Here is a 14,622-nt window from a genome sequence, read left to right on the forward strand (position 1 = left end):
GAAACGCTTTGAGGGGTACATTGAATTGCCTAAGCGTTTTGAATTTATTGTGTATATCATGCTGAATTGTTCGTTTTTAAACAGGGTAATACCCAAAAAACTTAACTTAAATGGAAATCCACACCATATTTATGAAGCCCCAATTTTTTAGCTATTGATTGTGATGAGAAATTATCCCACGCTGTACTATAAAGAGGTTGTAATCCTTCTTTCTTGAGTTCATTCCCCCAAGCGATAACACTATTTGTCCCATAACCTTTCCCTTTATACCCTTCCAATGTTTCCACACTTGCCTCAGCTGCTTTTGTGCTTTTTCTCGCACTACAACAAACAGAAACAGCATTACCGTCTGCAATAATTGCAAAACACGGTTGTCTCCATTCAAATTGCTTAAATAGATTTGGGAAATCCTTTATTAGTAATTCCTTATTTTCATTTGTTATTTTAACTGCGTTTGAATTCATATTAAAACTTTCTGGAAAAACGTATGCTGGACCAATCCAAATACTACTTATCGCTTTTATCTCATTAATAACTTCAATTATTTTTCCAAGGTCAACGTTCCGTTCGTCGTTATTTATAACTTCCAACACTGTCTTCATTTTTAAATTTGGGAAAGAATTATGGAAACGAACGACATTTCCTTCTTTTGTACGCCCAAGGAAAAAGAAAGGTCCATCAATATTCAGCGGCTCATTTATTTCTGTCATTCTTCCTAAACTATCATGTTTAAATAATACATCTGCTTGTATTTCCATTAGTTTGTAATCTTTAGTCAAATTTTCTCTCCCCCTTATATCTCAATATTATAAACACGATTACTATTCAACTGCTTTGTTAGTTAGAACATATCTTCACATTCTTTTATAATGATTTTAACATAAAATTACATTTAACCCCGCACCTGAATTCAGGTAATGATAATAGCCATTGTCCGGTTGTTTTTTAGTACGATATCGGGATATTATTCGTTCAAATTTCTGTTATATTATCGAAAAAAAGCATACCAACTTTAGTGATTATTGGTATGCTAATTACTATGCTATTTATAGTTTTTTTCCACAAAAACGGAACTACTTAATCTAAAGGGTAGTTCCGTGTTGTGTTTCTCCTTAATACTCAAGCACTCGAGGAAAGTCAGCTATAAACTAGATTTTATGTACTTAATTACTTATTATGCAAACCACTTCATCATCTATGCTGATCTATAAGGATTTGATTACCGTCTGGATCTTCTAGTGTAATGTAAGCTGGTCCTTCACTTGTCTCATCTGCTTCTGTTTGGAGTTGTATTCCTCTTTCATTCAGCTGTTTTTGAAGTTCACGAACATCTGTAAATGAGTCGAGGTTTTCTGCATTTTCATTCCAGCCTGGGTTAAAGGTCAAAATGTTTTTTTCGAACATATCTTGGAATAGTCCAATGATACAATTTTCATTCTTCATGATAATCCAATTATGACCAACATCTCCACCTAATACTTGAAATCCTAGCTTTTCATAGAAAGACTTTGATACGTTGATATCTTTCACATTTAAACTTACAGAAAAAGCACCAAGCTTCATGTTTTTAGCCCCTTTTTTAAAAAACAGATTTTTTCGTTGCTTATGTTTAGTATATATGTGTATTTAGCAATATACAATATTAACCATTGGGTTATTTTGAATCAAAATAACTCATCCTTGAGCTTCATGGATTATGAAAAAAACTATTAATTACCCCGTAAGCGTTTTATAACATTTCAAAAAAATTAGAATATAGCTAAATGCAACCATTTAAGGATGATAATTTTGGATATTACGATAAAAAAAGTAGTAGAAGCACGTTATTTAACAACTGAACTGTCTTATGTTGGTTGGTGCTTAACATGGAGCTTGAGCTTGTGTTCTCCCATTGAGAAGATGGCAGGACTAATCATGGGGCTACCTTTCTAAAAAACTAACAAATACCCAAACTATTTTCTATATTCCAGTTTTGCATATGCATCGTGAAGATGAATAGACTCTTCGTTTCTACATTCTATTTTAAAAGAATCGACCCAATCTAATAAATACAAATCTGCAGCGATGAGACGAATAAGATCCTCTACAAAACGGGGGTTTTCATAAGCCTGTTCTGTTACTCTCTTTTCATCAGGTCTTTTCAAAATTGGGTGTAACATGGCACTTGCGTTGGATTCAATAATATTCAGGATGGTTTCTTTCGTGTCTTCTGTGAAGGATTCGTTGATTTCATTCTCTATTTCTACTTTAACGATCCCCCGTTGATTATGTGCACTGTATTCACTTATTTCTTTGGAACACGGACAAAGAGTTGTAACTGAAGCAGTCATTATTAATTTCTCTGTCCAACCCACATTCTTTTCATAGTTTATTAATAGGTCTACATCTGCTTTCATTAAACCAGTTAATTTAACCTGGGGGCTTTTTCTTTCAAAAAACCAAGGAAAAGTCACATGGATGGAAGAAGAAGATTGCTCCATTTTTTCAGAGAAACGTTTACTTAAATCCCTTAGAGTAGAGAAATCCATTTTGAGTCCATGAGTATAATATTCCTGAAGTATCTCTGGTAGTCGGCTCATATTAATGCCCTTTTGATTGCGTTCTAATCCTGTTGTTAATGTGAAGATTCCAATCGAATCTTGTTGATAAGGTTTTAGCGTTGAAGATATCTTTACAGGATAAGTAATATTTTTTATACCAACATGACTGATTGCAAAAAAATAGTCTTTTTTTGTATTCTGCAAGTCGTTCATTTGTTCTTTATTTTTTGGTTTATCTCCTTCAATTGAAGGAACAGAACCAAAATAGCGTAATCTTTCTTCTTTAGAAGGAAGGATAATATTATTCATTTATAAGCTCCTTTTTCAAATCGTAATCATTCTTGTTTATTATGATTTTATTTTTATAGAAAATCAAGTGATTGTTTTAATAGTATCCTGTTTCTGGTGATATTGATTATTCATTTGGTGAAGTAGTATACTTAAATCGTAATGATTGCGAATTAAACCAAAAAGGAATCAACTATCTTATAAATTTGGAGGGGATTGGTTGAATCTCAGCGATCTTTATAAACAAATTGTGCTAAATCATGCAAGAAACAGAAGAAATCAAAAGGAACCGATTTCTTATACGCATAAGATACATTACAAAAACCCTACTTGTGGCGATGTAATGACGATGTATGCCACAATAAACGATAATATTGTGGAAGAATTATTTTTTAATGGAGATGGATGTTTTATAAGTATGGCTTCATCTTCTATGTTTACTACTATTGCAAAGAACAAATCGATTAAAGAACTAGAAGAATTATCCCATCTTATGCATGAAATGATAGTAAAAGGGATAGAAGTAGAGGATTTACGTCTAGATGATACCCTTAGCTTACGAAATATTCATAAACTACCTGCAAGATATAATTGTGCATTAATGCCATGGCAAGCTTTTTGCAAACTGATAAAAGGAAGTTAACTATTTTCATGTGTTTTTCGTTAAGAGTAAAAATGGAGGTGGCTTGTATGAGTGACAATAGCTCAAAGAAAATTCCAGTAACAATCCTTACTGGGTATTTAGGTGCAGGGAAAACGACATTATTAAATAGGATTTTAACAGAAAAGCAAGAACAAAAGGTGGCAGTCATCATTAATGAATTTGGAGAAGTCGGGATCGATAATCAATTGGTCCTTAAAACAGAAGAAGAAATCATACAGATGAACAATGGGTGCATTTGTTGTAGAGTACGAGGAGATTTAATATCAAGCTTACGAGAACTAAGAAGGTCAATGGCAGAAGGAAAGATTATGTTTGATCGGGTTATCATTGAAACAACCGGACTTGCGAATCCAACTCCTGTTGCACAGACATTTTTTATGGACAAATTAGTTACTGAGAAATTTGAAATAGATAGTATTTTAACGGTAGTGGATTGCAAGCACATCGTAAATCATCTAAATGACAAAGATGAGGCTCAAGAGCAAATTGCTTTTGCGGATGTAATTATACTGAATAAGCTAGATTTAATAACAACGGAAGAGCTTCACGTGTTAGATAAGAGGATAAGTAGTTTAAATCCAACTGCTAAGAGGTTATACACTGAAAATTGTGGAGTAGATTTAGATGATGTCCTAGGGTTAAACTCATTTGAATTGGATCATAAGTTAGCAATTAATCCTGATTTTTTAAATAACCACTACCATCACCATCATGATGATAAAATAACTGCCATTGTATTTATGGAAGAGCGAGCACTAGACAGAAGAAAAATTGATTTATGGATGAGTTATCTTGTTCAAGTAAAAGGGGAAGACCTACTTAGATACAAAGGGATTCTCTATGTAAAAGGTGTAAGGGAACGAGTTGTATTCCAAGGCGTCCACATGTTATTTGCAGGAATGCCTGATAGAGAATGGGAAAATTCAGAAAGAAAAGTAAGTCAAATGGTCTTTATAGGGAGAAATTTAGATAAAGATCAATTAGAACTTCAATTTAAAGAATGTATTGCGAACTAGTAACCTGAGAGAGATCTCCGTTAGCTTTCCTTTTAGAAAACCAAATTGATTATAAAGAGGAGTAATATTTTATGATACTTTCAGGGAAGACGCTTGAAAAGAAATTGGAGCAACAAGAACTAGTGATTGTTCCTTATGATAAGAAATGTATTCAACCTGCCTCGATTGATTTAAGAATAAGTAATCATTTTTTGACAATTGATGAGAACAATAGTGCATTAATTTCTTTAAATAAAGAAGCTATTTATCGGGATATTTATGTGGAGAAAAATGGGGCGATTATTATTTCACCACAATCCTTTTTACTCGCCACTACCTTAGAATATGTGGAGATTCCATCGTACCTGACTGCTTTTGTAGAGGGAAGAAGCTCGATTGGAAGATTAGGCTTGTTTATACAAAATGCAGGATGGGTGGATCCTGGGTTTAAAGGACATATAACACTAGAATTATTTAATGCAAATCGATTCCCAATAGAGATACCTGTTGGAAGAAGAGTTTGTCAATTAGTTTTAGCAGAACTAGATCAAGAAGCAGAAAGATATGATGGGAAATATATCGGGCAAACAAATGCGACAGCAAGTAGAGTTTATCTCGATTACGATCGTTCAAAATAGAGACCATTCATAAGATTGTTTATGAAAAATGAATAAGTAGTGGTTCATTAAGTAGTCGTACTGTTTTAATCAGGTGGGTGTAACGATTGGTATAAAAAGATTTGACTATATACTCCATATACTTACTGTTTATGTAATATTCATAAATTTATACATTACAAGTTTACATATATATGGAATAAAAGTTATAAATAATTTCTAGCTATGAGGTTTAATTTGGCTTAAAAAGATGTTATCACTTTACAAATAATAAAGAATAGCATATATTTAATCGTAATCATTACGATTTAGGAGGAGTTAATATGATACCTGTTACCGTATTAAGTGGATATTTAGGTGCTGGAAAAACAACCATTTTGAATCATATCTTACAGAATAGAGATGGTCTGAGGGTAGCTGTCATCGTAAATGATATGAGTGAAATTAATATAGATGCTGAAACAATTAAGCAAGGTGGGGGTCTTAAAAGAACGGAAGAGAAATTAGTGGAAATGTCAAACGGTTGTATTTGCTGCACTCTTCGTGAAGATTTACTTATAGAGGTCGAAAAACTAGCACTTGAAGGAAATATAGATTACATAGTAATTGAATCTACAGGCATTAGTGAGCCAGTTCCAGTTGCACAAACGTTTTCTTATATTGATGAGGAATTGGGTATTGATTTAACTCGCTTCTGTAAGTTGGATACAATGGTTACTGTTGTAGATGCAAACCGTTTTTGGCATGATTTTAGATCCGGGGATAGTTTATTAGATAGGAAAGAAGCACTAAGTGAGGAAGATGATAGGGAAATAGCGGATCTATTGCTCGACCAGATTGAATTTTGTGATGTATTAATAGTGAACAAGTGTGATTTAGTCAGTCCAGAAGCGCTCCACAAGCTTGAGCAGGTTTTACGAAAGCTTCAGCCAGAAGCAAAATTGATTCGGACTGAAAAAGGGAGAATAGATTCTAGGGAAATTCTTCAAACGGGACGCTTTGATTTTGATAAAGCAAGTGAATCTGCTGGTTGGATTAAAGAATTAAGGATGGGTCATAAAGAACACCAACCGGAAACGGAGGAATATGGTATTTCTTCTTTTGTTTATCGAAGAAGGCTTCCTTTCCATAGTGTACGATTTGATGATTTAATGCACAATCTATCAGATAATATTGTACGTGTTAAAGGTGTTGCTTGGTGTGCTTCAAGGAATAATTTAGCACTTGCTGTATCACAAGCGGGTCCGTCTGTCGTTATTGAACCTGTTTCATATTGGGTAGCAACATTACCTATACCTGAACAAGAAGTAGTTTTGGATGAAAATCCTCAAGTGAAAGCTAATTGGGATACGGAATTTGGTGACCGTGTTACACAATTAGTGTTTATAGGTGTTGGTCTAAATGAAAAGGGTATAACGGAACAACTAGATGCTTGTTTACTAAACAGTGAAGAATTTGATACGGATTGGAGTAAACTAGAGGACCCATTTAAGTGGGAAATTCCTTCCTCAAATTAAAGCAATCAAAGCAAGCTTCAATGGGGAAATTTTTCTTTAGTTGCAATGATACTACTAATCTTAGTTACTTTGGAGGAAAGCTTATATGAACTACAAAATTGCAATTGTTGGTGGAGGACCATCAGGTATTGGTTTTGGAATTCTTCTAAAACAATTAGGAATAAAAGATTTTGTGATAATAGAAAGGGACGAAGTTGGTTCCACTTTTTATAAATGGCCAAAGGAAATGAAACTTATCACTCCATCCTTTACTGGCCACGGGTTTGGTTTACTTGATTTAAATGCTATTACTCCAGACACTTCTCCTGCCTATACATTTCAAAAGGAACATATTAGCGGCGAAGAGTATGGGGACTATTTGGCCATGTTAGCGGAGCATTATGAATTGCCAATTATGGAATATACAGAAGTAACCAACATAGAATTCAAAAAGGATAACGTTACATTTAATGCAGGCAATGAAAAAATGACAGTAAGTAGCCTGGTGTGGGCGACAGGTGAATATCAAACTCCTAACTTAACTCCCTTTGAAGGGGCAGAGCTGTGCATTCACAATAGTCAAGTTGCATCTTGGAGTAAGATGGAAGGTCAGGAACTCACGATTATAGGTGGATATGAGAGTGGGATAGATGCAGCATTGCATCTTGTTAAAAATGGAAAAAACGTTACGGTTCTTTCTAAAAGTGCAAGGTGGAAGTCGAATGATGCGGATCCTAGCATTACTTTATCCCCATATACACAAGAACGATTAGCACAAGTGAAGAAAACAGGTCGCTTGCAGTTAAAAGGAGATAAAGAAGTTGTAAAAATTGCATTCTTAAATGAGGAATATCATATTTATCTCACTGATGGTTCTACTCTTCGTTCCTTAACAAAACCTATCTTAGCAACGGGGTTTCATCCAGGAGCTAGACAATTAGAGGGGCTATTTGATTGGGGAAAAGATGGTATGCCAGTATTAACAAATAAAGATGAATCTACAAAACAAAATAATCTCTTTTTAATTGGTCCCAATGTCCGTCATAAAGAAGTAATCTTTTGCTTTATTTATAAATATCGTCAACGATTTGCGATTGTGGCAGAAGAAATAATCAAAAGACTGAATATGGAATACGAAGAAAGCACGCTAGAAAAGTATAAAAAAAATCAAATGTACTTAGATGATTTATCGTGTTGTGAGGTTAAGTGTGAATGCTAGCTTCCGTTAAAAAGTTAAAGTGTTCGACAATCACATTAATAGGATTAGAGTCATCTGGTAAAACAACCTTTTTTTCAAAATTAACCAATCAAGCCATAGGCGAGGAGTCTAATGTAAAAGGCTCCACTTACAGTGTGCGTATACATCGGAAGAATAATATCGAATATGTAGATACACCAGGGATACACCCAAATGATACGTTAGCAAACGAGATGGTAAAACAGGAATTGGAAAAAGCAACTTGTATCGTGGTTATTGTTAGAGGTACCCATTTGCAAGAAGAACTAAAGGAAATTATTCCTTATTTAGAGAATAATTCTAAATCAACTATTATAGTGGCTACATATGCAGATAAGATGACCAAGAAGAGTAAAAAAGTACTCAATCAGACTAGCCTTATGTATAAATTACCATTAATATTATTGGATGCTAGAAAAACGACAGATGAAAAGTTGCAGACCTTCTATAGATGTGTCGAAAAAGAATATTCATTTACAGATGAAAAAGTGAAGAAACTTCAAGTTTTATCTTTAGATCGTGTAGAGCCAAGTAGATTGATATTTGACATTCCTTTTTTCGGAAAGCTTCTCTCTTTTTTAGTATTAACCTTTATGTTTCTCGTTCCTGTAATGGGGGCTTATTATTTTGCTGATGCCTTGACGCCACTAGTGAATTCGTATCTGATTTCGTCTATGGAAGCCAAGCTGAATCATGCACCGGTTTTTATTTATAGTATTCTAGTAGGAGACTATGGAGTATTCTCACTTGGGATATATTCTTTTTTGTGGGCATTTCCGGTTGTCTTTCTTATGGGGTGTACCACTGCTATAGTGGATGAGACAGGTCTAAAGGATAGGATTGTCGATACGTTAGATCCATTACTTAGAAATATAGGATTAAACGGAAAAGATTTAATACCTGTTCTTACTGGTTTTGGGTGTAATGTAGTGGCTGTTTTTCAATCAAGAAATTGTAGTCTTTGTACACGTAAGCAATGTATTTCTTTCATCACTTTTGGATCAGCGTGTAGTTATCAAATCGGTGCTACTCTTTCCATTTTTAATTCAGCTCAAAAGCCGTGGTTAATTTTTCCGTATTTAGGTCTTCTTATAGCAGGAGGGATTTTCCACACTAGAATATGGAATAGAAAATATAGCACCCCACCTAGCTTTAGTGTGCGTAAGACATTTTTACAAAAACCTACAATAAACGGACTCCTTTTTCGCTTAAGCTCTGATATTAAACAATTCTGCAGGCAAGCTTTACCGATATTCCTAATTATTTGTGTAATAGCAGCGATATTTCATGAAATAGGTTTGCTGCAGGTTTTATCCTTTGTATTTTATCCGTTGCTGGCTATTTTTGATATTCCTTTAGCAGCTGCATCAGGCCTGGCTTTTTCTATTATAAGAAAAGATGGTATTCTTTTATTTAATGAGGGTCAAGGAGAGCTGTTAGTTCAATTAGATGATTTTCAATTAGTCTTGTTAGTTTTTTTGGCTTCTACATTGACAGCTTGTGTGGTAACAATGATGACGATTTGGAAAGAGATTGGCGCAAAAATAGCATTGCAGTTAATATCTAAGCAACTAATAACTTCATTAATCTGCACATTTTTTATTTATGGAATCAGTTTGTTTTTTGCGTAAGAGATAAACTTTACTTTTTATGAATAAAGGTTTGGATAAAAGAGGTGATAAGGGTGAATGAAAATGTAGTAAACTTTTTCACGCGAAAAATAATAGCAAATCTACCTACAAATAAAAAAATTGTCTATCAATATATTTTAAGGATAGAGGATCAACTGGCTGAAGAGTGTGATACAAAGGAACAGTTTTTAAGTCAGCTGCTAGAAAAATCATATTATCAACAAGCCGCAAACCACTTTCAAATGTCGATAGATGAGATTTTCAGCATGTTAAAGGAGATTGAACAGGAAATTAGTATTAGACTGGATTACGTGTTGGTTCTCTATAAGTGGATGGATTATACGAATCAAGTAGAGGATTATATGGAACAATTAATGGATAATAAAAGATATTTTTTAGTAGTTACTTCATCTGAATACTAATAAAATAAGTTTAGTTAAATGATTTTATTTGAATATGATCCAATTTAATGTTTAAATAGTAATGATTACGATTTGGTTCTATAAAAGAAAGGAAGTTGAGTAATGGCAAAAACATCTAAGGTTGCTAAAGAAAAAAAACGTCAGACATTGGTGGAAAAGTATAGAGAATTACGATTGGAGCTAAAAGAAAAGGGGGACTACGAAGCACTCAGAAAGTTACCGAGAGATTCATCCCCTACACGTTTGAAAAATAGATGTGAATTAACAGGTAGGCCAAGGGGAGTATTAAGGAAGTTCAAACTTTCTAGAATTGCCTTCCGGGAGCTGGCACATAAGGGGCAAGTCCCAGGAGTGAAAAAAGCTAGCTGGTAACCATAGACATGTAAAGAATGGAACTTCAGTAATGAAGGAAGCACTAACAAGACTTGATATTCACAAGTCTAAAGTATTTATATTATTGAAGTTTAAATCGTCATAATAACTATTATTATTTGGGTTTAGGATTTTTTTCCTAATATTTCTGATTTGATGTAATGACTATGCAGCCAATCACAAGTCAGAAGGAGTTAGTTGCATTTAGATGAAAGTGATCTATGGGGATATTATACTCCATAGACCTTTCGTGTTCTTGTGCCTTGATTACAACTAATGAAGAGTGTTAATTAATATTTTAATAGAAGGAACATCACTCATTCTATTAAAAGAGTGGAGGGATTTTTCAGATGAGAGCAGAGTGGGGAATGAACGAGTTAATAGGAAAAGTACTAGACTATAAAGGGCCGTATACTAATTATGCAAAGTGTGGACTAACTCTGATATATCTTTCGCATGAATTAAAGGAAGACAATAGAATGATATTTCCAGATAACCTTGCACACTCATTTTTCTCTTCTGCAACAACAGAATCGATAATGAAAATAGAAAATAAATACAGTATGGAATTCCCGAAACTTTATAAAAATTTGATTAAAGAATGCAATGGGTTCTCCTTAGAAGCGGGAAACCTTAATTTTTATGGAATAGATTTCGGTTTATTGGATGAACTCTCACAGAATGAAAAAGCATTTTTTGAAGTTGATGTTATTCAAATTAATAAATTATCTGTCCCCAAAAACATAACTAGTAGATATTTTATTATTGGAGAAGATTTTTATAAGAACTGCTGGATTGGTATTAAGAATGATAAAACATACTATATCAATAGAGATGGCAAAGAGTTAAAAGAGACTGATATGGTAAATGATTACCTATTATCTGTGGAGAAATTTAATAGGCATGCAATGGATATAATTTCAAACCTGAAACAATTGTATAAATACTGAAAAAGAAAACCCTTTAAAATAAGGGTTTTTGTGCGTTGAGTAGGGAAAAATTTAATAAGAATCATAGGTAAGCTAGTCACTAAAGAGGCTCATATGGGAATAGAGTAGCGATTTTCTTGTTTTAGTTGATTCGTATTTTCTACATATTATGAATCCTTCTTAAAGGTAGAAAAACTCCCCAGTAGAGTATTTTCACCTCCCCAATTAGGAAGAAAATACTCTTTTTTCGCAACACGAAACATTTTTATTGCATTTTTCTTCCAACGGTCCTAAACTGATTACAAACAATTAGAAAAAGAGGTAACTGGCATGAATCAAACATCAGGAAATAAGGAGCTTGGACTAGGGATTGTCTGTGCAGGACTATCGTATATGTTGTGGGGATTTCTCCCGTTATTTTGGAAGCTGGTCGATGATGTATCGGCTGGAGAAATACTAGCGCATCGAATTGTCTGGTCGCTCGTCTTTATGCTGGTCATTTTGTTGTGTTTACGAAAAATCCCGGCGTTCACTTTGGAGTTGAAGGCGCTTTTGACTAATCGCAAGCGGTTGATCGGTATTACGCTTGCCTCCATTTTTATTAGCTTAAACTGGGGTCTATATATTTGGGCTGTAAATGCAGACCGGATCATCGAGGCAAGTCTTGGCTATTACATCAACCCATTAGTTAGTATTCTCTTAGCGGTTATCGTACTGAAGGAAAAGCTATCGAGCTTGCAAACTCTTTCTATTATTCTAGCTGGAGTTGGCGTGCTTGTGCTCACTTTAAACTTTGGTTCGTTTCCGTGGGTTGCTATTATGCTTGCTGTTAGCTTTGCTTTTTATGGGTTGATTAAAAAGATGGTCCAGCTTGGCGCGCTAGTTGGCCTAGCGATAGAAACTTTGCTAATTACGCCTTTTGCTTTACTATTTTTGACTTATGTACATGGAAGTGGTGGAGGAGCTTTTGGCGGAAGCGTCAGTTTGTCAACACTTCTGATGCTTGCCGGTGTGGTGACGGCTGTACCGCTACTACTCTTTGCTAACGGCGCAAAACGAATTCCACTCTCAATGGTCGGCCTGCTGCAATATATAGCACCAACCATCAAGCTAATTTTAGGTGTGTACCTATTTAATGAACCATTTACTTCCATCCACCTCGTGGCGTTTTCTTGTATTTGGGTGGCATTGGTGATTTATACGTGGACGTTGACGAAGGGGTTACGTGTGAGGACTTTGACTACAGCAGGGAAAAGTGCATAATTTGATGGGACCAGGAGAAAAGTTCTCCTGGTTCTTTTTTGTATACCGCAAAATATATATGTCAGTGGAACCGCTACACTCAAGCACCCTCATGCTCATAAAAAATATTATTCAGTACCTTGCATTAAACAGTACTTGGTGTTATATTATTTATAGAACGGTACTGGATATTAAACAGTAGTGAATAATATATAGTGATGAGGGTGTGAAAGATAAGTGAACGTACAATTTAAAAAAGGTGTTTTAGAGTTATGTGTACTCGTTTTATTAGATAAGCAGGATCGGTATGGGTATGAGCTCGTCCAAAAGATTTCAGAGCAAATTTCCATATCGGAAGGCACGGTGTATCCACTGTTACGACGATTAACGAAGGAAGGATACTTCACGACGTATCTAAAGGAGTCAACGGAGGGTCCATCCCGTAAGTACTATCAACTGACTGATAGCGGAAGAGAATTTTTACATGAACTGCTGCAGGAGTGGGAAGATTTCACATTAGGAGTTAATCAATTAATTAAAGAAGGTGTTAATAATGAATAAAAAACAGTTTTTAGAGACGTTAGACTCCTTTTTAAAAAGAATGCCTATAGAGGAACGTCAAGATATTATACATGACTTTGAAGAGCATTTTGCCATTGGCTTAGCAGAAGGGAAATCCGAAGAGCAGATTGCCGCATCCCTTGGATCTCCACAACAAATAGCTAAAGATTTAAATGCCACATATCATCTTGAGAAGGTAGAAGTATCCGCAACAACAGGGAATATTTTTCGTGCAATGTGGGCTGTTATTGGATTAGGCTTTTTCAACCTTCTTGTTGTCCTTGCACCATTTATTGCTCTAGTTTCTGTTATTATAGGAGGCTGGGCATTAGGAATCGGATTTATCGCATCGCCTTTACTCGTTTTAGGAAATGCTGTTATTTTTCCAGCTACATTTGCGTTTTTTGATTTGTTTTTTTCTTTGGCGTTATGTGGAATCGGATTGTTCATCGCAATTGGAATGTTCTTTGCAACACGTGCATTAGCACAAGGCTTTGTTCGATATTTGAAATTTAATATGAAGCTTGTAAAAGGTGGGTTGAAAAATGATTAATATAAAAAAAATATCGATTGTTGCATTAATATTATTACTTGTTGGAATTGCTGGAAGTGCTTTTTTCTTACAAGGTATGAAGAAAGATGACTGGGTAGAGGAAGAAAGAACAGTTAATGATGAGTTTCAAACAATTGAAATTACAACCGATAACACACAAATAGAACTTCTTCCAACTAGTGAACTTGCAGCTAAGGTGGAGTTAACAGGTAACGACTCTAACCATGTGTTAACAACAGAAGTAAAAGATAACACCCTATCGATTCAGGTAAACTATAATCAAAAAAAATATTTTAATTTCAATTTCTTTGATGAGTCCTTATCATTGAAAGTTTATGTACCAGAAAAGCAGTATGAAGCGTTACAAATTAGAAGCAATAACGGGAGAATTACAGTAGATAACATACATGCCAAGGATACGAAAATAAAATCTGACAATGGCAGACTCGTTATAAGTAATGTAGAAGGAACTACTGTTACAACGGAAACAAATAACGGTTCCACTTCCCTAAAAAGAGTTAAATCTACAACTATCTCGGTGAAATCAAATAATGGGAAAATCGAATTAATCGATATTGAAGGTGAGATTATTGGCAACACCAATAATGGTGGCATCTCTCTTGCGACTAGTCATTTAGATCGCTCTATTCAACTCAAAACAGATAATGGCCGAATCACCATTGATACAGAAAAAGAGCCAACTAACGCTACCATCAATGTAGATGTGAAAAACGGCAGAGTCGATATCTTCGGTAGCTCTTCTAACCACAAAGTAATTGGTGACGGTGAACATGCAATTAAACTAACTACCAAAAATGGTAGTGTGACGGTTAAATAACGCGGTGAAAAAGTCTCCACAAGTAGACTTAAAATAAGAATTCAGCTATTAAACAGAATAAATCACCCCCTAATGGTAGAATCAGTGTGACTAAACACTAACCATAGGGGGTTTTTCTTTTGCTTCTAGTTGAGCGGAATCGAATTAACTTTCTAACAAAATTGCTAGAAACCCCTTATTTTTCAGTGTTTGTTTGCTAAAATGAAGGTATATGTAATAGTGATAAAGAAGAATAGA

The 14,622-nt window shown here is 34.6% G+C and carries 17 protein-coding genes; 14 read left to right on the plus strand and 3 right to left on the minus strand.

Features of this window, described 5'->3' with window-relative positions; translation table 11 throughout:
• Positions 1–101: 101 nt before the first annotated feature.
• Both BK580_RS09005 and BK580_RS09010 read right to left on the minus strand, forming a co-directional pair.
• Entirely contained in the window at positions 102–779 is a 678-nt protein-coding gene (locus BK580_RS09005) for a GNAT family N-acetyltransferase (protein WP_078380002.1), read from the minus strand.
• Positions 780–1,191: 412 nt separating this feature from the next.
• Positions 1,192–1,563: a VOC family protein gene (locus BK580_RS09010; protein WP_078380003.1), complete on the minus strand. Its 372-nt coding sequence runs from the start codon at positions 1,561–1,563 to the stop codon at positions 1,192–1,194.
• 225 nt (positions 1,564–1,788) lie between these two features.
• Here BK580_RS09010 and BK580_RS23545 point away from each other — a divergent pair, with 225 nt between their 5' ends.
• Positions 1,789–1,932, plus strand: a complete 144-nt coding sequence (locus BK580_RS23545) for a hypothetical protein (protein ID WP_169864894.1) — start codon at positions 1,789–1,791, stop codon at positions 1,930–1,932.
• A gap of 20 nt (positions 1,933–1,952) precedes the next feature.
• Here the strand turns inward: BK580_RS23545 and folE2 are convergent, their stop codons facing one another.
• On the minus strand, positions 1,953–2,849 hold the full coding sequence (folE2, locus tag BK580_RS09015; protein WP_078380004.1) for a GTP cyclohydrolase FolE2: 897 nt from the start codon (positions 2,847–2,849) through the stop codon (positions 1,953–1,955).
• A 199-nt stretch (positions 2,850–3,048) separates the two neighbouring features.
• Between folE2 and sufU the strand changes: the two genes are divergently transcribed.
• The 13 genes from sufU (at position 3,049) to BK580_RS09080 (ending at position 14,385) form a co-directional block, all read left to right on the plus strand.
• Positions 3,049–3,471, plus strand: coding sequence for a Fe-S cluster assembly sulfur transfer protein SufU (gene sufU / locus BK580_RS09020; protein ID WP_078380005.1), 423 nt, complete (start codon positions 3,049–3,051; stop codon positions 3,469–3,471).
• Positions 3,472–3,518: 47 nt separating this feature from the next.
• Positions 3,519–4,508: a CobW family GTP-binding protein gene (locus BK580_RS09025; protein WP_078380006.1), complete on the plus strand. Its 990-nt coding sequence runs from the start codon at positions 3,519–3,521 to the stop codon at positions 4,506–4,508.
• A 71-nt stretch (positions 4,509–4,579) separates the two neighbouring features.
• The gene (gene dcd / locus BK580_RS09030) at positions 4,580–5,125 is read left to right on the plus strand and encodes a dCTP deaminase (protein ID WP_078380007.1); all 546 of its coding nucleotides are present in this window, start codon (positions 4,580–4,582) and stop codon (positions 5,123–5,125) included.
• 302 nt (positions 5,126–5,427) lie between these two features.
• Positions 5,428–6,621: a GTP-binding protein gene (locus BK580_RS09035; RefSeq protein ID WP_078380008.1), complete on the plus strand. Its 1,194-nt coding sequence runs from the start codon at positions 5,428–5,430 to the stop codon at positions 6,619–6,621.
• An 85-nt stretch (positions 6,622–6,706) separates the two neighbouring features.
• Complete coding sequence (locus tag BK580_RS09040; protein ID WP_078380009.1) at positions 6,707–7,819, plus strand: NAD(P)/FAD-dependent oxidoreductase; 1,113 nt, start codon at positions 6,707–6,709, stop codon at positions 7,817–7,819.
• Positions 7,813–9,468 (plus strand): nucleoside recognition domain-containing protein, encoded by a 1,656-nt coding sequence (locus tag BK580_RS09045; protein ID WP_078380010.1) that lies wholly within the window; start codon positions 7,813–7,815, stop codon positions 9,466–9,468. The genes BK580_RS09040 and BK580_RS09045 overlap by 7 nt, the downstream gene beginning before the upstream one ends.
• Positions 9,469–9,521: 53 nt before the next feature.
• Entirely contained in the window at positions 9,522–9,890 is a 369-nt protein-coding gene (locus BK580_RS09050; RefSeq protein WP_078380011.1) for a hypothetical protein, read from the plus strand.
• A 102-nt stretch (positions 9,891–9,992) separates the two neighbouring features.
• Positions 9,993–10,262 (plus strand): 30S ribosomal protein S14, encoded by a 270-nt coding sequence (gene rpsN / locus BK580_RS09055; RefSeq protein ID WP_078380012.1) that lies wholly within the window; start codon positions 9,993–9,995, stop codon positions 10,260–10,262.
• Positions 10,263–10,612: 350 nt separating this feature from the next.
• Positions 10,613–11,212: an SMI1/KNR4 family protein gene (locus BK580_RS09060; RefSeq protein WP_078380013.1), complete on the plus strand. Its 600-nt coding sequence runs from the start codon at positions 10,613–10,615 to the stop codon at positions 11,210–11,212.
• A gap of 309 nt (positions 11,213–11,521) precedes the next feature.
• Complete coding sequence (rarD, locus tag BK580_RS09065; protein WP_078380014.1) at positions 11,522–12,454, plus strand: EamA family transporter RarD; 933 nt, start codon at positions 11,522–11,524, stop codon at positions 12,452–12,454.
• Between the two features lie 216 nt (positions 12,455–12,670).
• The gene (locus tag BK580_RS09070; protein ID WP_078380015.1) at positions 12,671–12,994 is read left to right on the plus strand and encodes a PadR family transcriptional regulator; all 324 of its coding nucleotides are present in this window, start codon (positions 12,671–12,673) and stop codon (positions 12,992–12,994) included.
• A complete protein-coding gene (locus tag BK580_RS09075; protein ID WP_078380016.1) occupies positions 12,987–13,547 on the plus strand; it encodes an HAAS signaling domain-containing protein in 561 nt (186 codons plus the stop codon). Before BK580_RS09070 ends, BK580_RS09075 begins: the two co-directional genes overlap by 8 nt.
• Complete coding sequence (locus BK580_RS09080) at positions 13,540–14,385, plus strand: DUF4097 family beta strand repeat-containing protein (RefSeq protein WP_078380017.1); 846 nt, start codon at positions 13,540–13,542, stop codon at positions 14,383–14,385. Before BK580_RS09075 ends, BK580_RS09080 begins: the two co-directional genes overlap by 8 nt.
• Positions 14,386–14,622 lie beyond the last annotated feature (237 nt).

The organism is Sutcliffiella halmapala, from assembly GCF_002019665.1.
GTDB lineage: Bacteria > Bacillota > Bacilli > Bacillales > Bacillaceae_I > Sutcliffiella_A > Sutcliffiella_A halmapala.